Origin of the sequence: Paraburkholderia phytofirmans, from assembly GCF_046028095.1 — a bacterium.
GTDB classification, from domain to species: Bacteria; Pseudomonadota; Gammaproteobacteria; order Burkholderiales; family Burkholderiaceae; genus Paraburkholderia; species Paraburkholderia phytofirmans_A.
In genome coordinates, this window is the sequence record NZ_JAQQDJ010000010.1 from 42870 (window position 1) to 63338 (window position 20469).

Sequence of the window (20469 nt, forward strand, 5' to 3'; positions counted from 1 at the left end):
ATTAACCTCGGCTCCGGTATTGATTGACGGCCTGCAGGCTCGTGTTCAGATTCGGCAGTTCAACCGCGGCGGAGCCCGCTTGCACCTGCTTGACGAGATCCACGACGGTCTGCGTTTTCTTCGACGAATTGTCGAAGTAACGCGTCAATGCATTGCCCGCCGCCTGCAAGTCGGACTTCAGCGTGGTCTCGTTGCGCGAGAGCAAGGCGAGACGCGCCGACAGCAACCGCAGCTTGAGATTCTCGCGCACGAAGTAGCCCTGATCGGGCGTGACGAGCATCGCGTCGGCGTTGTCGATCCGGCGCACCTGCACGAGGCTCGTCAACTGCTGGCCGATGCCCGTGCTCACTTCACGCCACCACACCTTCCAGCGCGGCTCGCCGGTGGCCGCGGCCACCTTGGCCGTGTCGGCCCAGGTCGCGGCTTGCGGCGTGGCGTGGGCGATCGGCGCTTCGCCCGAAAGCGGCAGGTTGTCCACCTGGTCGATCGCGTTGTCGAGCTTGATGGCCATGCCCGTGAGATCGGTGGAAGGCGCGGCCTTCAGCTTGTCGATGTCCTGCGCGATGGCCTTGCGCACGGTCACCGCCTGCGGGCTGTCCGAGGCGGCGAGACGCGTGTCGGCGCTTTGCAGCGCGAACAGCGCGAGCTGCGTGTTGCCCGTGAGCTGCAACTGCTGGCTGGCGGCGGAGAGCATCTGGCCGACTTCGGCGAGCGTCCAGTCGTCGCGATTGCGCGCGAGATCCGCGTATTGCTGTTGCAGCGCCTGCTGCGAGGTCTGCGCATCGGCGAGCTTGCCTTCGAGTTGCGCAACCTGCGAGTCCGACTGATGCACCGTGGCGAGCGCCTGCTCCGTCTTGATGCGCAGTTCGTTGGTCTGCGTGTCGTTGGCTTGCTGGCGCTGCACGATCTGCTGCTGCGTGCGCTCCACCTTGCGATTGAGCGCATAGCCGCCCACGCCCGCGGCACAAGCAATGATCACGACGACAAACCACAGCAGCGGTCCGCTCGCGCTATGGCGCTTTTGCGCTTCGTAGGGCGTGAAGGGTTGATTCGGCGGCAACGCAGTGGTCGCGGCCGGCTGGGGTGAAGCGTTCGTGGATGCGTTCGTTTCAGTCATGCGTGATTTAGCCGGTGAATGAGCCGGGTTGGACGATACCGGTTGGACGACGGGCGGGACGGCGGCAATCAAGGCGCGGGCAATGCGCTCATCGCCCGCGCCGGACACCGTCATGCTATCAAAACCCAATGCCCGCGCGGTCTGCGCGATACGGGGATGCGGCGTGACGAGCGCGGCGCGTTTGAGTTGCGCGATCTCGTCGGCGGTGAGGTGGTCGTGCGCCAGTTCGTTCAGGTTGCGCACGCCTTCGGAACTGGTGAGCAGCCACGCGTGGGGCACGCCCGCGAGCAACTCGTGCACGCGCGCCCAGGCGCCGATCGACGGTTCCGGCACGAGGCGCCGGTACGCCGCGACCGTGTCGACTTCGGCGCCGGCTTCGCGCAGACGCTCGGCGAGCCATTCGCGGCCGCCGTCGCCGCGCACGATCAGCACGCGCTTGCCTTCGAGGCTGGTCGCGCCGAGCGCCGTATCGATCGCGGCGAACAGACCTTCGGAATCGAAGCGCGCGGTGTCTTCATCCGAACCGGACGGCGGGCTGATCACGTTGTACGCCGGCGCGGCGACGCCATGCCGCGCCAACGCCTGCACGCTGCCCGGCCCGACCACGCCGATCGGCAACGCATGTGGCCAGATCGAGTCGCTATGGGCAAACGCCTGATCGACGGCATTCGGCGACACGAACACGACGAGCGCATAGCGTTCCAGCGAGGCCAACGCGGCGCGCAACGGCGCGTCGTCGGTGACGGGTGCGATGTCGATCAGCGGAAAGTCGAGCGTGGCGATGCCTGCGGCGGCGAGTCGCGCGATCAGTTCGTTCGACTGACCGGCCGGTCGCGTAATCACGACCGTGAACGCCGCCTTGTCGACGGATGGGGATGTGTTGCCGGGGATGTCGGCCGCCATCACTCGCGGGACGCCGCGCTGTCCGCCGCGCCGTCTTTCGCCGTGCCCTGCTCCGCAGCGGCCGGACCGCTGGCGGTGCTGAGCGCGCGCACGATGTCCATCGCGCCTTGCTGTTCGAGTGCGCTCGCCACTTCCTGGCCGAGCGCCACGGCGCGTTCGACGCTGGGCGCCGGCGCCGATGCCTGCGCGCTCAACACGCGCTGCCCGTCAGGCGTAGCGACGATGCCGCGCAGATGCAGCGCGCCGTCGCGCCACGTCGCATACGCGGCAAGCGGCACTTCGCAACTGCCGCCGAGCGCGCGCGACACCATGCGCTCCGCTTCGACGGCGGCTGCCGTGTGGTCGTGATGCAACGGTGCGAGCCATGCCGCGAGGTCCGCGCGGTCGGCGCGAATCTCGATGCCGAGCGCGCCCTGGCCGGCTGCGGGCAAGCTGTCTTCGGGATCGAGCAGCGCGCGGATGCGCTCGCCCAGACCCAGACGCTTCAGGCCGGCTGCGGCCAGAATGATCGCCGCGTAATCGCCGCGATCGAGTTTCGATAGACGCGTGTCCAGATTGCCGCGCAACGGCCGCACTTCGAGATGCGGATAACGCATGCGCAGCATGGCCTCGCGGCGCAGGCTGGAGGTGCCGACCACGGCGCCGGCCGGCAGCGCCGCGAGCGAGTCGTAATCATTGGAGACCAGCGCGTCGCGCGGATCTTCGCGCTCCATGATGGTGGACAGCGCAAAGCCCGCGGGCAATTCCATCGGCACGTCTTTGAGCGAATGCACGGCGAGGTCCGCGCGGCCATCGGCGAGAGCGGCTTCCAGTTCCTTCACGAAGAGGCCCTTACCACCAACCTTCGACAAAGTGCGATCGAGAATTTGATCGCCACGTGTTGTCATTCCGAGGATTTTTACGTCACAAGATGGATATAATTTGTGCAGCGCACATCGCACATGCTCCGCTTGCCACATGGCCAGGCGGCTTTCTCGCGACGCAATCACAAGCGTGTGGGGTGGCGTTGAAAACGTCTCGGTGTTCATTAGCTTGCTGATCGAATGACGGGATGTAATAACAAACAATGTTAGCACGCGGCCTGGCGTCTCAAGACGCAGTCAGGCGCCGTGCTGAAGCGGTATCGATGGAGGAGACGGGCTTCGCGCGGCGCGCGCCTGCCCCATCCCGGCATGTTCACGCACGGTCGTTCGCGCACCGGGCCGCCTCATGCGGGATGATGCGATGCGGCCTGACCTGGCTCAGGTGCCGCAGGCGCCTCGAGCGAGTGTCGTGCAAACGCGCGGCACCGTTCAGGCGCACAGTCTTCTCTCAGGCGTATCGCCATCGGCGCATACCGTTTCGCGCAGTTCACTATGCAGTTCACGTTGCAGTTCATAGTGCAGTTCCGCAGTAGCAGTTCATCACTCAACAGACCCTGGCTTCCCTGAGGAAACCCATCGTGACGTCTTCCGGATCGGCGCGCCCTGCCCGCCGCAACACTGCATCGCCCAACGCTCGCGCGGCCGACGCCGCCAAGCCCGCCGCTTCTGCCGCCGCCTCGGCTACCACCGCTGCTGAGTCCACATCGGCCAAACGCGCGGGCAAACCCGCTCAGGCCGCTCACGCCGCCAAAGCCGGCAAGGCTGCCAAAACCTCCACGCCTGCGAAGACAGAGAAGGCCGTGAAGGCCGTCAAGACGGACAAGACGACGCAGGCCACATCCGCCGGCAAGGCGCAGAAACCGGCCAAGGCTGGCTCAGCGAAGATCAAGGTCGTCGCCGACGCACCGCAAGCGCCCGCGCTGCGGGCCGTGTCGGAGGAATCGCCAGCGTCCGGATCCGCGCCGAAGGGCAATGGCCGCACGCGCGAGGACAAGGACCATCCGCTGTTCCAGGACATCCGCTATCTCGGCCGCCTGCTCGGCGACGTGCTGCGCGAACAGGAAGGCGACGCGGTGTTCGACGTCGTCGAAACGATCCGCCAGAACGCCGTGCGCTTTCGCCGCGAAGACGACAGCGCCGCCGCGCAAACGCTCGACAAGAAACTGCGCTCGCTGAGCCCGGAGCAAACGGTCAGCGTGGTGCGCGCGTTCAGCTACTTCTCGCATCTCGCGAACATTGCCGAAGACCGTCACCGCAATCGCCGCCACCGGATTCACGCGCTGGCCGGTTCGACCTCGCAACCGGGCACGATCGCCCACGCGCTCGAACGGCTGGTCGAAGCCAATGCGGCCGCCACGCCGGTCCTGCAGCAGTTCTTCAACGACGCGCTAATCGTGCCGGTGCTCACCGCGCACCCGACCGAAGTGCAACGCAAGAGCATTCTCGACGCGCAGCACGACGTCGCGCGTCTGCTCGCCGAACGCGATCAGCAGTTGACCGACCGCGAGCGCGCGCACAACGAAGCGATGCTGCGCGCCCGCGTCACGTCGCTGTGGCAAACGCGCATGCTGCGCGATTCGCGCCTCTCCGTGGCCGACGAAATCGAGAACGCGCTGTCGTACTACCGCGCCACGTTCCTCTCTGAAATCCCGGCGCTCTACGCCGATATCGAAGAAGCGCTCACCGAGCACGGCATCGACGCGCGCCTGCCGCCGTTCTTCCAGATGGGCAGCTGGATCGGCGGCGACCGCGACGGCAATCCGAACGTCACGGCCGAGACGCTCGAAAACGCGATCACGCGCCAGGCCGCGGTGATCTTCGAGCACTACATGGAGCAGGTGCACAAGCTCGGCGCGGAGTTGTCGGTGTCGAACCTGTTGGCCGGCGCCAGCGACGCGCTGAAGGAACTCGCCGCCATCTCGCCCGACCAGTCGCCGCACCGCACCGACGAGCCGTATCGCCGCGCGTTGATCGGCATGTACACGCGGCTTGCCGCGAGCGCGCGCGTGCGCCTCGGCGAAGGCAGCGTGCCGGTGCGCAGCGCGGGCCGCGGCGCGGCGCCGATTCGCGCCAAGCCGTATGCCGACTCTGCCGAGTTCGAGCGCGACCTGCACGTGCTGATCGATTCGCTCGCCGAGCATCACGGCGCGCCGCTCGCCGCACCGCGTCTGTCGCCGCTCGCGCGCGCCGCCGAAGTGTTCGGCTTCCATCTGGCGAGCATCGACTTGCGCCAAAGCTCGGACATTCACGAAGCCGTGATCGCCGAACTGCTCAAGCGCGCCGGCGTCGAGGACGACTACGCGGCGCTCTCGGAAGAAGACAAGCTCAAGGTGCTGCTGGCCGAACTGGCGCAGCCGCGTCCGCTGCGTCTGCCGTACGCGGAATACTCCGACCTCGTGAAGAGCGAACTCGGCGTGCTCGAAGAAGCGCGTATCACGCGTGAGAAATTCGGCGCGCGCGCGGTGCGCAACTACATCATCTCGCACACGGAGACCGTGAGCGATCTGGTCGAAGTGATGTTGCTGCAAAAGGAAACCGGCCTGCTGCACGGCCGTCTTGGCGACGCCAACGATCCGGCGCAAGCGGGCCTGATGGTGATCCCGCTGTTCGAGACAATCCCCGACTTGCGCAACGCGCCGCATATCATGCGCGATCTGATCGCGCTGCCGGGCGTCGATGCGCTGATCGAACATCAGGGCAACGAGCAGGAAGTCATGCTCGGCTATTCGGACAGCAACAAGGACGGCGGCTTCCTCACGTCGAACTGGGAGCTGTACCGCGCCGAACTCGCGCTGGTGTCGCTCTTCAACGAACGCGGCGTGACGCTGCGTCTGTTCCATGGACGCGGAGGTACCGTCGGCCGTGGCGGTGGTCCGACCTATCAGGCGATTCTGTCGCAGCCGCCGGGCACCGTCGACGGCCAGATCCGCTTGACCGAGCAAGGCGAAGTGATCGCCAGCAAGTTTGGCAATCCGGAGATCGGCCGGCGCAATCTGGAAACGGTGGTCGCCGCCACGCTCGAAGCATCGTTGCTGCCGCACGGCATTGCGCCGGCGCAACTGCCTGCCTTCGAAGAAACCATGCAGCAGTTGTCGGACGCGGCGATGGCGTCCTACCGCGCGCTGGTCTACGAAACGCCGGGCTTCAAGGAGTATTTCTTCGAGTCGACGCCGATCGCGGAGATCGCCGAGTTGAACATCGGCAGCCGTCCGGCTTCGCGCAAGTTGCAGGATCCGAAGCAACGCAAGATCGAAGATCTGCGCGCGATTCCGTGGGGCTTCTCGTGGGGCCAATGCCGTTTGCTGCTGACCGGCTGGTACGGTTTCGGCAGCGCGGTGGCCGCGCATCTGGACAGCGCGCCGACCGACGCCGAACGCAAGAACCGTCTCGCGCTGCTGAAGAAAATGCACAAGACGTGGCCGTTCTTCGCCAACCTGTTGTCGAACATGGACATGGTGCTGGCAAAAACCGACCTCGCGGTCGCTTCGCGCTACGCCGCGCTCGTGTCCGACAAGAAGCTGCGCAAGCACGTGTTCGAGCGAATCGTCGCGGAGTGGGAGCGCACGTCGAAGGTGTTGTCGGAGATCACGGGCAAGAGCGAACGGCTCGCGGAAAACCCGCTGCTCGCGCGTTCGATCAAGAACCGCTTCCCGTATCTCGATCCGTTGAATCACTTGCAGGTGGAGTTGCTCAAGCGTCACCGCGCGGGCGACACCAACGCGCGCGTGCGGCGCGGGATTCATTTGAGCATCAACGGGATTGCGGCGGGGCTGCGCAATACGGGTTAAACACGCAAGCGGTTGATTGCACGCCTTTTCAGCACACAAGCCGGGCGCGACACTGTTCGTCGCGCCCGGTTTTTTTATTGCGCTTCGATCATCAACGCGTCGAGCTTGAATGAACCGTCTTCCTGCACATCGAAATATTGACGGACTTCATCCGGCGAATTCGCCCACATCGAACGGATCGCCACCACGCGCGGTTCCGGCGTGCGCATGCGCGCCACCCACGAACTGAACTCGATATCGATGCGCCAACGCTCGCGAATCGATGCCTTGAACCCGGCAGCGGCAAACAACGCGAGCCACTCGTCGGCACGGTAATCGCGAATATGCGAGCCGTCGCGCAACAACTCGATTGCCTGAATGTGCGTGTCGAGCAGTGGATGGTCGATGCCTGCGATATCGATGAACAACACCTTGCCGCCCGGCTTCAGCACTCGCCGTACTTCGGCGAGCGCGAGCGGCACGTCGTGCCAGTGGTGCGCGCTCATCCGGCTGATCACCCAGTCGAACGAATGATCGGCGAACGGCAGCACTTCGGCCGCGCCCTGCTGCGTGCGGATATTGGCGAGACCGCGCTCCTTCGCGGCGCCTTCCACCGTCGCCAGCATTTGCGGCGCGATGTCATAGGCGACCACTTCTCGCGCGTGCGGCGCGACCGCGAAACTCGCGTGGCCCGCGCCGCAACCCATGTCGAGCACCGTCGCATCCGGCGTCGCCGCGATCGATTCGGCCAGCATCCGCAGATCGGCGCCGGTGGCATGAGTCGGGCTCGTCAAATAGGCGGCGGCGGTCGAGCCGAAGGCGTCGGCGACCTGATCGTGATGCTTCATGGGAGGCTCCGGTTATGTATTTGGGGCAGCGCTGGAAGCGCGTTGTGCGGTTCCAGCCGCTACAATAGAGCCCGCTGTGTACCAGTACAAGTTAAGCGATTATTCTGGTATCGGCATTACCTGCCTCCCTTCATCGACCTACCGCCCGCTCAGCATGACCACGCCGTCTTCCGCCGATAACCCGCCGCCGCTCGACGCCACCCCGGCCCGCGCGCTCGGCGACTTCATCCGCGCTCACCGTGAGCGGCTCTCGCCGCAAGCGGTCGGCTTGCCGCCGGGTCCGCGCCGCCGTACGCCCGGATTGCGGCGCGAGGAGGTCGCGCAACTGTGCGGCGTGAGTCCGACCTGGTACACGTGGATCGAACAGGGGCGCCCGGTCTCCGCTTCCGCCGAAGCGCTCGCGCGGATCGCGGTCGCGTTGCAACTGTCGCGCGCCGAGCGGGCGTATCTGTTCGAACTGGCCGCCCAGCGCGACCCGGCAGAGCCCGATCCGGCCGCTGCCGACGCGCCCGCCACCTTGCTGGAGACCGTGCAGCTCGTGAGCGCGCCCGCCTATGTGCTCGACCGCCAGTGGAATGCGCTCGCGTGGAACGAGCGCGCCACGGACCTGTTCGTCGGCTGGCTGGACGGCGCGCACGACCGCAATCTGCTGCGCTACACCTTCACGGAACCGGCCGCGCGCGAGCTGATCGTCGACTGGGAAACGCGCGCGCGACGGCTCGCCGCCGAATTCCGCGCCGACTCGATCCGCCATCTGAACGACGCGCCCACCCGCGCGCTGATCGACTCGCTCGCCGCCGCGAGCGACGCCTTCGCGCGTTTCTGGGCCTCGCAGGACGTGGGCGGCCGCGAAGGCGGACGGCGCGAGTTCAACCATCCGCGCGACGGCCGCATCGTGTACGACCAGATCACGTTCAAACCCGCGCATCGCGAAGATCTGAAGCTGGTGGTGCTGGTGCGCGAGTAGGCGGCGGGAGACACGCGCGGCGCACGGCGTCTTTAAGCCTCCCGGCCAGTGTTAAAATCCCTGTCTTTCCTCGCTTCGGCGTCACTTTTGCACGGCATGTGCATTCGCGTCGTCAGCCTCTTCACCGCTCGCTCAACTGCCGCTTAACTGCCCAACACCATGACGTCCCAACTGCACAAAAAAGGCGAAGCCTGGTCGGCTCGCTTCTCGGAGCCGATGTCGGAGCTCGTCAAACGCTACACGTCGTCGGTTTTCTTCGACAAGCGTCTGGCGCTCGTCGATATCGAAGGGTCGCTCGCGCACGCCTCGATGCTGGCCGCGCAAAAGATCATCGCCGCCGACGACCTCGCCGCGATTCAACGCGGCATGGCGCAGATCAAGGGCGAAATCGAGCGAGGCGAGTTCGAGTGGCAACTCGATCTGGAAGACGTGCACCTGAACATCGAAGCGCGCCTGACCGCGCTGATCGGCGACGCCGGCAAGCGCCTGCACACCGGCCGCTCGCGTAACGACCAGGTCGCGACGGATATCCGTTTGTGGCTGCGCGGCGAGATCGACCGGATCGGCGGCCTGCTGACGGAATTGCGCACCGCGCTGCTCGACATGGCGGAGAAGAACGCCTCGACCATCATGCCGGGCTTCACGCATCTGCAAGTGGCGCAGCCGGTCACGTTCGGCCATCACCTGCTCGCCTACGTCGAAATGTTTTCGCGCGACGCCGAGCGCATGATCGACTGCCGCAAGCGTGTGAACCGTCTGCCGCTCGGCGCGGCCGCGCTCGCCGGCACCAGCTATCCGATCGACCGTCACGCGGTGGCGAAGACGCTGGGTTTCGACGGCATCTGCGCGAACTCGCTCGACGCGGTGTCCGACCGCGACTTCGCGATCGAATTCACGGCGGCTTCGGCGCTCGTCATGACGCACGTCTCGCGCTTCTCCGAAGAGCTCGTGCTGTGGATGAGCCCGCGTGTCGGCTTCATCGATCTGGCGGACCGCTTCTGCACCGGCTCGTCGATCATGCCGCAGAAGAAGAACCCGGACGTGCCCGAACTCGCGCGCGGCAAGACCGGCCGCGTGAACGGCCATCTGATCGCGCTGCTCACGCTGATGAAAGGCCAGCCGCTCGCGTACAACAAGGACAATCAGGAAGACAAGGAGCCGCTGTTCGACACTGTCGATACGGTTGCGGATACGCTGCGCATCTTCGCTGAAATGGTGGCCGGTATTTCGGTGAAGCCGCAAGCGATGCGCGACGCCGCGCTGCAAGGCTTCTCCACGGCAACTGATCTGGCCGACTACCTGGTCAAGCGCGGCTTGCCGTTCCGCGATGCGCACGAAGCGGTCGCGCTCGCTGTGCGCATCTGCGCGGATCGCGGCTGCGATCTGGCGGATCTGACGCTCGACGAAATGCGCAAGGAACTGCCGAACGTCGCGCATCTGATCGGCGAGGACGTGTTCTCGTATCTGACGCTGGAAGGCTCGGTGGCGAGCCGCAATCATCCGGGCGGCACGGCGCCGGAACAGGTGCTCGCGGCGGTGAAGGCGGCACGTGAAGCGTTGAAGTAAGCGGACGCGCGGCATGCGGTGAGCGCGCACTATGCGCTCGTCTCATGCTTGTCTCCTGCACGCAGCTTGCGGATAGAAAGGCGAACTCGTTATCGGGTTCGCCTTTTGTTTTTCGCGTTGCACGTGCCCAAGTGAACCGCGCCGCAAAAGAAAAAGCCCGCACGAAGCGGGCTAAATGAAAGACTTCCACCGATGCCTCTCGAAAGAGGCCATCAAAGTGTAGGCGTGTTTTCGCCGCGCACCAATTCGCTCATATTTCAGCCTATTACAGGCGGTTGGACCGCATACAGCGGGCGAACGCTAATTGCTTAGTGGCGGATTTTGACTACCATCAAATCAGGCCCCGTCTTTGCTCTTTCCCTGATCATGTCTACTCGCACGCGTCACCTTCGCCCTTGCAACCGACGCGGTGTTTGCAGCGTCGGCATAGGGCCCGCGCATGTGCGCGGCATGCTCCTCGCCGTCGGCTTGATCATCGGCATGGCGGGCTGCACCATCACACCTCCGCCACGCGCGAGCGTACCGACGCCCGCGGCCGCCATCAACAGCGCGACGCTCGACCAGTACCGCGAAGCCGTGGCCAGACGCATCATCGAACGCAGTCCGTCTTACGTGCTGCGCGGCACGCCGCAAGCGATGCTGCGCTCGCTGGTCGTGGTCTCGTTCACGGTGGATGGCAATGGCCATGTGCTGGAGTCGTCGGTGTATCGCACCAACGGCGACGACGAAGCCGAAAGCACCGCGCTCGCCAGCTTGCGGCGCGCCGCGCCGCTGCCGCAACCACCCGGCAAATTGCTGAACGGCCGTGGCCAGCTCGAGCTATTCGAAGACTGGCTGTTCAACGACAACGGCAAATTCCAGCTCCGCGAGTTCGCCTCGCCGCAAGCGCAGACCATCGATTGAACTCGCTTCGTTTCGCGCATAGCGCGCGGCAAACCCGGCGCCGCCTTGCTGCGGCGCGGCCGCGCTCGCTATAATTTTCCGATTCCCTGCGCCGGAGCCTTCCGGCATGGCTCACGCCGCCTGCTCACCCGCCGGCGCGGCATGAGCCCGATTGCAGCGCCGCCGCGCCATCCGCGAGCGCCGCCTGCTTGATGCATGATGCGGCCCGCCGTCGCCCTGATCCCAAAACATCTCGGCTTCGCGCCGCACCGGCCGCCCGCCTTACCTCGCTCGCCGCACGCGTCACGCCTCCCGCCTGGTTATTGCCCTGGTATGGCCGCTTTCGCGGGAGAACTTCGCCGGCTGCCGTTGTAAGCTGTTGCTTCGTTGTTTGCGTCGCCTGCGTCACACGAGCCGCCCACCGGCCCGCGAACAAAGCGAGGCGCACAAATTTGAACAAAGATGCCGCCTCCACACGCACCACCGGCTCACGAACCGGGCACCCGGCGGCATCACGACATATTGGAGACCCTGCATGTCCACTTCGCCGATTTCCGCGGCCCAGCCCAACGCGGCCGGGCAGAACAAGAGTTCGCGGATCATCTTCGCGAGCTTTATCGGCACCGCGATCGAGTTCTACGATTTCTACGTCTATGCGACCGCCGCGGCGCTCGTCATCGGACCGGTGTTTTTCCCGCACGGCTCGGCGACGGCGCAGGCCTTGTCGGCCTTCGTCACGTTCGGCATCGCCTTCGTGGCGCGGCCGATCGGCTCGTTCCTGTTCGGCCACTTCGGCGACCGGATCGGCCGTAAATCGACGCTGGTGGCGTCGCTGCTGGTAATGGGCGTGTCCACCACGCTGATCGGTTTCGTGCCGGGCTACGACTCGATCGGCAGCCTCGCGCCGATCCTGTTGTGCATCTTGCGCTTCGGTCAGGGCATCGGCCTCGGCGGCGAATGGGGCGGCGCCGCGCTGCTCGCCACCGAGAACGCGCCGGCCGGCAAACGCGGCTGGTTCGGCATGTTCCCGCAACTCGGGCCGTCGATCGGCTTTCTGGCGTCCAACGGCCTGTTCTTCGCGCTGGCGCTTTCGTTGAGCGACGAGCAGTTCCGCAGCTGGGGCTGGCGCGTGCCGTTCCTCGTGAGCGCGGTGCTGGTCGCGCTCGGTTTGTACGTGCGCCTGAAAATCGCCGAGACGCCGGCGTTCCAGGCGGCGATCGAACGTCAGGAACGCGTGAAGGTGCCGATCGCCACGCTGCTGTCGCAACACTGGGTGCCGACCCTGCTCGGCGCGCTGGCGATGGTGGTCTGCTACACGCTGTTCTACAACGCCACCACGTTTTCGCTGTCGTACGGCGTTTCCGTGCTGCATATTCCGCGGCCGACTTTCCTCGGCCTGCTGTGCATTGCCGTGGTGTTCATGGCGCTCGCCACGCCGCTGTCGGCCTGGGCCGCCGACCGCTATGGGCGCAAGCCGGTGCTGATCGTCGGCATCATCGCGGCGATCCTGTCGGGCTTCACGATGGCGCCGCTGCTCGGCAGCGGACAGACCTCGCTGGTGCTGCTGTTCCTCGTCATTGAACTGTTCCTGATGGGTGTGACCTTCGCGCCGATGGGCGCGCTGCTGCCGGAGTTGTTCCCCACCAACGTGCGCTATACCGGCGCCGGTGTGGCGTACAACCTCGGTGGGATTCTCGGCGCCTCCGTCGCGCCGTATATCGCGCAGATGCTCGCCGCGCGCGGCGGGCTGCCGTGGGTGGGCGCGTATGTGTCGATCGCCGCGGCCGTCAGCATGATCGGCGTGCTGTGCATGCGTGAAACGCGCGATACAAAGCTGATGTAACGAAAGGCGCCGATTCCGGCGCCTTTACTTTTCGTTCTTCGCTCTTCGCTCGATGCCGCCGGTGCGATTCTCACGTCTCGGCGGGCGGCATCGGCCACCGCCCCGCCGCTTCACGCCCTCCGCTTGCCGAGCATTCCTGAGTAAATTCCCTGCCTTGCGCGTCTTTTTGACATGCCTATACTCGACTGAAATAACCCTTCAGGTAGCAGGGAGGCAGGGATGAACCTTCATCTTCATAACGCGGACGTCGTGATGATCATTGCGCTGGCGTTGCTATGTTCGCTGTTGCTTGCATTGCGCTTTCGTCCGGCGACATGGAAAGGCATCGTGGTGGAAGCGCTGGCTGCGAATGCCGCTGCCATCGCCGCGGTTGTCGCGTTCGAAATGCTGCTGGCCTGACGAGCACGGCTGCCGCAGCGCCATCACAGACGCCGCGGCCTCGGTCGGTTGGATTACCGGTAGTAGTAGCCGCCGTGGTGGTAATAGCCACCGCCGCCGTAGTAGCCCGGCGCGGGTGCGACGATGCAACCACCAAGTGCCGTTGCGAGCAACGTGCCTGCGATCAGGCTGAGGATCAAGCGTTTCATCGTTATTCTCCATCGAGTCAGATTCATTCGAGCCGAAACCCCGAATGACTCGATTGAACACGACGGCGCCTTGCGCGAGCGTTGCGATTTGTAAGGGAAGATCACCAAGGTGTTACATGATCGATGCGCGCAACACCCTGCGCTCGAAGCGCGATCGCACCGGATTCACATCGGAGGAAAACACCGCCTATACTGGTTTGAACGTGCCGGTCCGGCGCGTGCCTTGCTGGCGGCGCATACGCGGCGCAAGGTGAATCGGCCGGACAACGTGCCTACGAATGCGTGCAGCGCGTCGTCGCTTTTGGTGACGCGAAAAATGCATGAATGGCCAATTGGGCACTCAACGAAAAGCGACAGATTTAACAGGCGTGTAATGCGCGGCGCCTTTTGAATCGGCGGCTACGGGGAAGCCGAAGTGCTGCACGAAACCGTGCGGACATTCGCACCCTATCCCGCAGATGAACCGAAGACGAAGCCGGCCGCCAGGCGGCGGTCGTCGCGTCGACACCGAGCGTGTCCGCGATGTCACCGCTCAGTGCGTACCCGAGGTATTGATTGCAACGATTCCTCTCCGCCCGCTGTTCCCCGACACGGGCGTTTTCGGAGGCGTTACGAGGCAGCGCTCAGTGGTTTGAGCGGACTGCGCGTCGCGCCTCTTTTCTTTTCAAGCAAACGATTGCGCAAGACTTCGGGACGCCGCGTTCAGGCAGCCGTGGAGCCGTGCTGCACCGTCACGTCGTGCGCCTCGGAGTGAACGTAGTCGATCGCCTCGAGGGCAGCGCTGATGGGCGGCACTGACTGGCCATCGCCGATGGAGATTGAGCGGTATGGCGACTCGATGCCGTAATGCGACGGCGGCGTCGCCACGAAAATCATCACGGTGCGCTTCTGCAGCGCGTGCGCAAGATGGACGAAGCCCGTATCGGTGCCGACCACGAGCGAGCACGCGTCAATCATCTGCGCGATTTCGGTCACGCTCATTTTCGGCAGGACGGTAGCGCCCGGCAATTGCGATGCGATCTGCTCCGCTTCGAGCCGCTCGCCTTCCGAGCCCCACGGCAGCACCAGCTTAAAACCGCGCTGCGCGAGTTCGCGGCCGATCGACACCCAATGGTCCACCGGCCATTTCTTGTCGTCTTTCGAGGTGGCGTGAAAAAACGCCGCGACTGGTGCGCCGTTCGACTGGAACGGGAGACTGGCCGGTTCCGGCAAGCGCAGATTGAACACCGCCGGGCCTTCTATCTCGTAGCCCAGTGCCTCGCCCGCGCTGATGCGCATGCCGTGCCACGCATTGCATTTCGGACGCGGGCCGAAGCGCCCGGTATAAGCGAACGCGGCGCCCTGCTCTCCGAGATCCGGAGCCCGGTAGCCGATACGCCGCGACGAGCGCGCCAGAAACGCAATGATCGCGCTCTTGTACACGCCCTGAATGTCGAGGATGAAATCGTAGCGATAGGCACGCAATTCGGCGATGGACGCCCAGATCGATTTGAAATCGGCCCAGCGGCGCGCTTTCTTGAAGCGGCGCAGCGGCGCGCACAGCACGCGGTCCACGTTCTCGCTCCAGTGCACCACTTCGGCGAATGCTTCGTCGGCGGCCCAATCCACCTGAACGCCGGGAAACGCGCGCTTGATATCGGCGACCACTGGCAGGGCCTGCACGATATCGCCGAGCGAAGTGACCTTGACGATAAGGACTCGCTTCATTGAGGACCTGTGAGTTGTTCGAACATCAAGGCATTTTAGCCGACCAAACCGATAAGCTTTGCCGAATCGCACAGCACGCCGTTCGGTCATTAATACGGAGGGTTACGTTCGCCGGCTTACACGCAGCCCTTTTACACCATTTCAAAATACTTTCATACGGATTTGCGGGTCCTGCGCGCCTTATACTTCTGCCTTTGCGCCTTCACTCGCTCATGTCCCGGCCCATTCCGATCCGATCTTCCGCCATCGTTCGACGCGCGAGGCGACTGTGGCGCCAATACGGCGTCTTCTGGCTTGGCGCGATCGCAGTCGGGCTAACCGCGGTGCTGTACGCAAGACTGATCGACTGGGGCTACAACGAGTTTCGCTCCGTGCAGCAACAGCATGTGTGGGCGCCGCTGATCATCACGCCCGCGGTCGCGGCACTCGCCGTCTGGCTCACGCGCAAGTTCTTCCGCGGCGCCGAAGGCAGCGGCATTCCGCAGGTCATCGCCACGCTTCACTCCCGGACCAGCGAATACGGTTCGCGGCTGCTGAGCTTCCGGATTCTGTTCGGCAAGATCGTCGTGTCCTTTCTGGCGATTCTCGGCGGCCTCACGATCGGCCGCGAGGGGCCGACCGTGCAGGTCGGCGCCGCCTTGATGTTCAATCTGCGGCGGCTGTATCCCCGCTCGAATGCGCTGATCGAACGGCAACTCGTGCTGGCCGGCGCGGCGGCGGGTTTGTCCGCGGCGTTCAATACGCCGCTTGCCGGCATCGTGTTCGCGATCGAGGAATTGACGCGCAGCTTTGAGGCTCGTGCGAGCGGCGTGCTGATTACCGCGATCATCATCGCCGGCGTGATCGCGCTCGGCCTGAATGGCAACTACACCTATTTCGGCACCATCCAGATCGGCGCGCACTTTCCCAATGTGCTGGCGCTCGCGGTGCTGCTCACGGCGGTCGTCACCGGCCTTGCGGGCGGTCTGTTCGGTTGGCTCCTGCTGAACACCGCGCGCTGGATTCCGGGCCCGCTGCGTCAATTGCATAGCGAGCGGCCGGTCGCGTTTGCCGCGCTGTGCGGTTTCTTGATCGCCGTGGTCGGCCTCATTTCGGGCGGCACGACCTTCGGCAGCGGCTACGCCGAAGCACGCGGATTGCTCGACGGCCACGCGCAACTGTCGGTGTTTTATCCGTTCTTGAAGATGATTTCGATGGTCGGTTCTTATTTGCCGGGCATTCCGGGCGGCATCTTCGCGCCGTCGCTATCGATCGGCGCGGGCTTCGGCGATCTGCTGCACCGAGTGTTCGAATCGATGGATCTGCCGATGCTGATCGCCCTCGGCATGGTCGGCTATCTGGCCGCCGTCACGCAGTCGCCGATTACGTCGTTCGTGATCGTGATGGAGATGATCAACGGCCACGCGTTGGTGATCTCGCTGATGGCCACCGCGTTGATTTCGAGCCGCGTGTCGCGCCTCTTTGCGCCGCCGCTGTATGAGTCGCTGGCCGCGCGCTATATGACGCCGTTGCCGCAACCTTCGCCCGCACCGACGCCGGAAGTGCCCGAGGTCGAAGCACCCGCTTCGGTCTCGGCCAACGTCGACGGCGAGCCGCCCGCCGACGACACCAACGGCAGCGCACCACGTCAGTAGACAACGACAGCCGGCGCTCGCAGATACACCGGCCGCGCAGGCACAACGACGCAGCCGGCCAGCATGACCGCCAGCACGGCGATCAGAAGCAGATTCTTTTTCATCACATGGTTTCCTGAAGCGCGCGCAGACGAACGCTACGCCGAACGCGTGCGCAGCGTATGCATGTGTCTGTGCTTGTCGAAACGGAAGGAGCGGCACGCACGGCATTCACCGTGTCGTGCCGCGCATTGCCAAAGCTCGTGGCGTTACGCCCAGTGGCCTTCAACCCAGTGATAATTCGGGCCGTGCGCGACCCAGTGTCCCGGCACCCAGTGATAGCCGACACGCTCGGCTTGCCAATGACCGCCGATCCACACATAGCGGCCATGATCCCAGCGCCAATGACCGCGATCCCACACGTAGCCGACGCGCGACGCGGGCACCGCTTCGTAGCGCACCGGCGGCGGCGCGGACGGCGCGATCACGACGACTTCCGCGGCCGAAGCCGATGCCACGGCGGCCGCGCCGGCGGCAATCAATACGGTATTGGCGAGCAGCAAACGCAAGGTCTTGTTCATGTTATCCCTCTGTAGATGAACACCGAAGGCGGCGTTATCCGTTTAATGCTTGAGGGGACGCAGCGGCTGACCGTGGGCGTGTAACGCCACACGCTCAAGTGCAACGGATTATTTCGACGTGCCGCCGACGCGCGCGAGAAAGCCCATGCATGCAATCGCGCACGAACACAGAGGGAAGTGGGAGCAACGACCAACGGAAACAAAGAGGCACAACAGACCGGCGCACTCGCGCGCCGCCCCGCATCACGTCATCTCGACGCAACACAGCGAAGCGCGCAGCACGTCATATGAAACCGGCCGCGAGAGGACACAGACCCTGGACGATCAGGCCTGCGGTATTTCGATCTTGACCTCGAGCACTTCGAGATCGTCCTGACGTTCGAGGCTCACGCGAATATCGTCATGGGAAATCTTCACGTACTTCGAGATCACGGCCACCAGTTCGCGTTGCAACGCAGGCAGATAATCGGCAGGCGCATGGCCGCCGGCGCGCTCATGCGCGATGATCAACTGCAGGCGCTCCTTCGCTACCGATGCGGACTTCTTCTTCTCGCCCAGCAAAAACGAAAGAATCGACATTACGTGCGCTCCCCTTACTTGGTGCCGAAGAGGCGCTGCAGCAGCCCGGGCTTCTGGTAATCGGTAAAGCGAAGCGACTTCTGCTCGCCGAGGAAACGCGATACGACGTCTTTGTAGGCTTCGGCCACATCGGTGCCGTCCAGATGCACCGCCGGCAAACCCTGGTTCGATGCGTGCAGCACCGCTTCCGATTCCGGAATCACGCCGATCAGATCGATGCGCAGAATTTCCTGGATATCGGTCAGCGACAGCATTTCGCCTTCGCTGACGCGCTTCGGGTTATAGCGGGTGATCAGCAGGTGTTCCTTGATCGGCTCCTTGCCTTCGATCGCGCGCTTGGTCTTCGACGACAGAATGCCGAGGATGCGGTCCGAGTCACGCACCGACGAGACTTCCGGATTCGTCACGATCAGCGCTTCGTCGGCGAAATGCATGGCGAGCAACGCGCCCGATTCGATACCGGCCGGCGAATCGCACACGATGAATTCGAAGTCCATCGCGATCAGATCGTTGATGACCTTCTCGACGCCTTCCATGGTCAGCGCGTCTTTGTCACGCGTTTGCGAGGCCGGCAGGATGAACAGGTTCTCGCACTTCTTGTCCTTGATGAGCGCCTGGTTCAGATTGGCTTCGCCCTGGATCACATTGATCAGGTCGTACACCACGCGGCGTTCACAACCCATGATGAGGTCGAGGTTACGCAGGCCGACGTCGAAGTCGATCACGGCGGTTTTGCTGCCCCGCAGAGCGAGGGCCGATGCAAAACTCGCGCTCGTGGTCGTCTTGCCCACGCCACCCTTGCCCGAAGTCACCACAATGATTTTTGCCATTACCCTTACCTTGTGTTCGTCAAATTCGTCAATTATGTGCGGCCATATTTGCCGTGAAACGCCGCGTGCATCGGGTTGATCGACGCAGCGCGCTTCGCGTCGCTTAGGTGAGCCGCAGCGGTTCGATCATCAACTTTTCTTCTTCGAGCCAGATCTGCACCGGCTTGCCGAGCACGTCGGCCGGCAGCGGGTTCTCAGTCGTACGGTAGATGCCTGCGATCGAGATGAGTTCCGGCTCGAGACACGTGCAGAAAATGCGCGCGTCGTGATTGCCCTGCACGCCGGCCAATGCCCGGCCGCGCAGCGGCGCGTAAATATGGATGTTGCCTTCCGCGATCACTTCCGCGCCGTAGCTCACGAGGCCGAGCACGACCAGGTCGCCCTTGGCGTAAATGCGCTGACCGGAGCGCAGCGGCTTGTCGACCACCATGGTTTGCGACGACGTGGCGAGACGCACCGGCTCCGCGGCGGGAGCCGGCTCGACGGCGGCGGCCGTGGCCGGCGTGCCGTTTTCCGGCGTGCCGGCGGCGAGTTCGAACAGATCGGAAGGCGGCGTGGCCGTCGCGGCGGTGACAGCCGGCGCTGGAGCGGCGGTGCTGTCTTCGTCCGCGGATTTGGCGGCGTTAGTGGCGCCGCGGCGGTCGCGGGCTTCGAGCAGCGGCAACTGCGACTCGGCGGCCCACGTCTGCTGCGCGTTGGCGACCACGCCAACGGGGCGCATGCGCACGCTGTCCAGCAATTGCGCGATGTCGGCGAGCGGCACGCGTTCGTTGTCGGCGAGACGGCGCACGTCGATGGCGACGACGTCGTTAGCGAAAAACTCGGGGGTCGCCTCGAAGCGCCGGGTCAGTTCGGCACGCATGGCGTCGAGGTCGGTTGTCTTGACCACGAACAGGAGCGTGTCGACAGAGCCGCTGCGAAGTTCGAAAAAGGGCGATTTCTTGGGCGACATAGCGTTCGGCAAAAAATTTTGCGTATTTTACAGGCGTCGACGCGCGCGGCCAGCTTTTTCGCCGGGAGAACGGGCCGCCGCGATCACGACGCGGCCCGGGCAGCCAACGCGAAGGCCTCGGCGTGGCCATTCAGGCCGCGCATCGCGCCGATGATCCGGCGATAGACGCTGAAGAGACGCGGAAGGGAATCGAGCGGCAGACTGTTGCGCCGCCCGCGAGATCACTGCTGAAACACCTGGGACGTGGTCGGCACGTGGCGAACCAGCAGGCTTTCGGCCTGGTCCGGCGCGCGCGTGACGCGACGGTGCTCGCCGGTCGGACCGAAGCCGAGCGCCTCGTAAAAGCGCATGGCATTGCGATTGGCGTCGGCGACCCACGCGTAAATTTCCGTGGCGCCTTCGTTCGCGAGCCACGCGGCGGCCGAGTCGACCAGCAGCTCGCCGCCTCGCAGATGACGCACGGCCGGCGCCACCCACAGTTCGCAAACGAATGCGCGGCGCGCCGCGGAATCGTCGAAGTACGCTTCGATCAGTCCCGCCGGATGGCCCTCGGTGTAGAGGATGAAGGTGGTGAAGGTGAAGGAAACCGCATGATCCGCGGCGGTGGCGTCGAAACTGGCGGCGTCAGCCGACAACGCGTCCTCGAGCGTGGCGCCGAAGGCATAGGGTGCCTCCCGCAGCGACGCAGTACGGAGTTCGCGGAAAACGGCGCCCTGATCAGCGGCGATACGGCGAACGGTCAATGACGGACTCATGCAGACGAAAACCCCTTGAAACCCTAAGGCGTAGCTTTAACCGAACCGGCGCGAGAGTCAAATCATTCTTTACCGGAATGTGGCATGCGCCGCAGGAAGTCTCCTCGGG

The 20469-nt window shown here is 64.5% G+C and carries 17 protein-coding genes; 7 read left to right on the top strand and 10 right to left on the bottom strand.

The window, feature by feature from the left end; translation table 11 throughout:
- Position 1 precedes the first annotated feature (1 nt).
- Both hemDX and hemC read right to left on the bottom strand, forming a co-directional pair.
- Complete coding sequence (gene hemDX / locus PQR54_RS25695) at positions 2-2020, bottom strand: fused uroporphyrinogen-III synthase HemD/membrane protein HemX (RefSeq protein ID WP_408250606.1); 2019 nt, start codon at positions 2018-2020, stop codon at positions 2-4.
- Positions 2020-3048, bottom strand: coding sequence for a hydroxymethylbilane synthase (gene hemC / locus PQR54_RS25700; RefSeq protein WP_408250608.1), 1029 nt, complete (start codon positions 3046-3048; stop codon positions 2020-2022). The genes hemDX and hemC overlap by 1 nt, the downstream gene beginning before the upstream one ends.
- 413 nt (positions 3049-3461) lie before the next feature.
- Between hemC and ppc the strand changes: the two genes are divergently transcribed.
- Complete coding sequence (ppc, locus tag PQR54_RS25705) at positions 3462-6671, top strand: phosphoenolpyruvate carboxylase (RefSeq protein WP_408250610.1); 3210 nt, start codon at positions 3462-3464, stop codon at positions 6669-6671.
- 74 nt (positions 6672-6745) lie between these two features.
- On the opposite strand, the gene PQR54_RS25710 is transcribed toward ppc, so the two are convergent.
- A complete protein-coding gene (locus PQR54_RS25710) occupies positions 6746-7498 on the bottom strand; it encodes a class I SAM-dependent methyltransferase (protein ID WP_408250612.1) in 753 nt (250 codons plus the stop codon).
- 154 nt (positions 7499-7652) lie between these two features.
- On the opposite strand from PQR54_RS25710, the gene PQR54_RS25715 reads away from it, so the two are divergent.
- The 5 genes from PQR54_RS25715 to PQR54_RS25735 all read left to right on the top strand — a co-directional run bounded on the left by PQR54_RS25715 (position 7653) and on the right by PQR54_RS25735 (position 13155).
- Entirely contained in the window at positions 7653-8465 is an 813-nt protein-coding gene (locus tag PQR54_RS25715; protein WP_408250614.1) for a helix-turn-helix transcriptional regulator, read from the top strand.
- Between the two features lie 159 nt (positions 8466-8624).
- The gene (argH, locus tag PQR54_RS25720) at positions 8625-10031 is read left to right on the top strand and encodes an argininosuccinate lyase (protein WP_408250616.1); all 1407 of its coding nucleotides are present in this window, start codon (positions 8625-8627) and stop codon (positions 10029-10031) included.
- A gap of 450 nt (positions 10032-10481) precedes the next feature.
- On the top strand, positions 10482-10934 hold the full coding sequence (tolA, locus tag PQR54_RS25725) for a cell envelope integrity protein TolA (protein WP_408250618.1): 453 nt from the start codon (positions 10482-10484) through the stop codon (positions 10932-10934).
- A 514-nt stretch (positions 10935-11448) separates the two neighbouring features.
- On the top strand, positions 11449-12756 hold the full coding sequence (locus PQR54_RS25730; RefSeq protein ID WP_408250620.1) for an MFS transporter: 1308 nt from the start codon (positions 11449-11451) through the stop codon (positions 12754-12756).
- 219 nt (positions 12757-12975) lie between these two features.
- Complete coding sequence (locus tag PQR54_RS25735; protein WP_408250622.1) at positions 12976-13155, top strand: hypothetical protein; 180 nt, start codon at positions 12976-12978, stop codon at positions 13153-13155.
- A gap of 53 nt (positions 13156-13208) precedes the next feature.
- On the opposite strand, the gene PQR54_RS25740 is transcribed toward PQR54_RS25735, so the two are convergent.
- Together PQR54_RS25740 and waaC are read right to left on the bottom strand one after the other, a co-directional pair.
- Positions 13209-13343 carry a hypothetical protein gene (locus PQR54_RS25740; RefSeq protein WP_012432108.1) on the bottom strand — a complete coding sequence of 45 codons (135 nt, stop codon included), beginning with the start codon at positions 13341-13343 and terminating at the stop codon, positions 13209-13211.
- 702 nt (positions 13344-14045) lie between these two features.
- Positions 14046-15050 (bottom strand): lipopolysaccharide heptosyltransferase I, encoded by a 1005-nt coding sequence (waaC, locus tag PQR54_RS25745; RefSeq protein ID WP_408250624.1) that lies wholly within the window; start codon positions 15048-15050, stop codon positions 14046-14048.
- A 212-nt stretch (positions 15051-15262) separates the two neighbouring features.
- Between waaC and PQR54_RS25750 the strand changes: the two genes are divergently transcribed.
- Positions 15263-16684, top strand: coding sequence for a chloride channel protein (locus tag PQR54_RS25750; RefSeq protein WP_408250626.1), 1422 nt, complete (start codon positions 15263-15265; stop codon positions 16682-16684).
- A 248-nt stretch (positions 16685-16932) separates the two neighbouring features.
- On the opposite strand, the gene PQR54_RS25755 is transcribed toward PQR54_RS25750, so the two are convergent.
- The 5 genes from PQR54_RS25755 to PQR54_RS25775 all read right to left on the bottom strand — a co-directional run bounded on the left by PQR54_RS25755 (position 16933) and on the right by PQR54_RS25775 (position 20360).
- Entirely contained in the window at positions 16933-17244 is a 312-nt protein-coding gene (locus PQR54_RS25755) for a YXWGXW repeat-containing protein (protein ID WP_012432105.1), read from the bottom strand.
- A gap of 324 nt (positions 17245-17568) precedes the next feature.
- Complete coding sequence (minE, locus tag PQR54_RS25760) at positions 17569-17823, bottom strand: cell division topological specificity factor MinE (RefSeq protein WP_012432104.1); 255 nt, start codon at positions 17821-17823, stop codon at positions 17569-17571.
- A gap of 14 nt (positions 17824-17837) precedes the next feature.
- A complete protein-coding gene (gene minD, locus PQR54_RS25765; RefSeq protein ID WP_006048490.1) occupies positions 17838-18653 on the bottom strand; it encodes a septum site-determining protein MinD in 816 nt (271 codons plus the stop codon).
- A gap of 103 nt (positions 18654-18756) precedes the next feature.
- The gene (gene minC, locus PQR54_RS25770; RefSeq protein ID WP_408250629.1) at positions 18757-19605 is read right to left on the bottom strand and encodes a septum site-determining protein MinC; all 849 of its coding nucleotides are present in this window, start codon (positions 19603-19605) and stop codon (positions 18757-18759) included.
- A gap of 221 nt (positions 19606-19826) precedes the next feature.
- Positions 19827-20360 (bottom strand): GNAT family N-acetyltransferase, encoded by a 534-nt coding sequence (locus tag PQR54_RS25775; RefSeq protein ID WP_012432102.1) that lies wholly within the window; start codon positions 20358-20360, stop codon positions 19827-19829.
- Between the last annotated feature and the right edge of the window lie 109 nt (positions 20361-20469).

Coding starts and splice junctions, on each gene's coding strand:
- hemDX (WP_408250606.1), bottom strand. CDS start 2,020: ATGGCGGCCGACATCCCCGGCAACACATCCCCATCCGTCGACAAGGCG.
- hemC (WP_408250608.1), bottom strand. CDS start 3,048: ATGAACACCGAGACGTTTTCAACGCCACCCCACACGCTTGTGATTGCG.
- PQR54_RS25710 (WP_408250612.1), bottom strand. CDS start 7,498: ATGAAGCATCACGATCAGGTCGCCGACGCCTTCGGCTCGACCGCCGCC.
- PQR54_RS25715 (WP_408250614.1), top strand. CDS start 7,653: ATGACCACGCCGTCTTCCGCCGATAACCCGCCGCCGCTCGACGCCACC.
- argH (WP_408250616.1), top strand. CDS start 8,625: ATGACGTCCCAACTGCACAAAAAAGGCGAAGCCTGGTCGGCTCGCTTC.
- tolA (WP_408250618.1), top strand. CDS start 10,482: ATGCTCCTCGCCGTCGGCTTGATCATCGGCATGGCGGGCTGCACCATC.
- PQR54_RS25730 (WP_408250620.1), top strand. CDS start 11,449: ATGTCCACTTCGCCGATTTCCGCGGCCCAGCCCAACGCGGCCGGGCAG.
- PQR54_RS25735 (WP_408250622.1), top strand. CDS start 12,976: ATGAACCTTCATCTTCATAACGCGGACGTCGTGATGATCATTGCGCTG.
- PQR54_RS25740 (WP_012432108.1), bottom strand. CDS start 13,343: ATGAAACGCTTGATCCTCAGCCTGATCGCAGGCACGTTGCTCGCAACG.
- waaC (WP_408250624.1), bottom strand. CDS start 15,050: ATGAAGCGAGTCCTTATCGTCAAGGTCACTTCGCTCGGCGATATCGTG.
- PQR54_RS25750 (WP_408250626.1), top strand. CDS start 15,263: ATGTCCCGGCCCATTCCGATCCGATCTTCCGCCATCGTTCGACGCGCG.
- PQR54_RS25755 (WP_012432105.1), bottom strand. CDS start 17,244: ATGAACAAGACCTTGCGTTTGCTGCTCGCCAATACCGTATTGATTGCC.
- minE (WP_012432104.1), bottom strand. CDS start 17,823: ATGTCGATTCTTTCGTTTTTGCTGGGCGAGAAGAAGAAGTCCGCATCG.
- minD (WP_006048490.1), bottom strand. CDS start 18,653: ATGGCAAAAATCATTGTGGTGACTTCGGGCAAGGGTGGCGTGGGCAAG.
- minC (WP_408250629.1), bottom strand. CDS start 19,605: ATGTCGCCCAAGAAATCGCCCTTTTTCGAACTTCGCAGCGGCTCTGTC.
- PQR54_RS25775 (WP_012432102.1), bottom strand. CDS start 20,360: ATGAGTCCGTCATTGACCGTTCGCCGTATCGCCGCTGATCAGGGCGCC.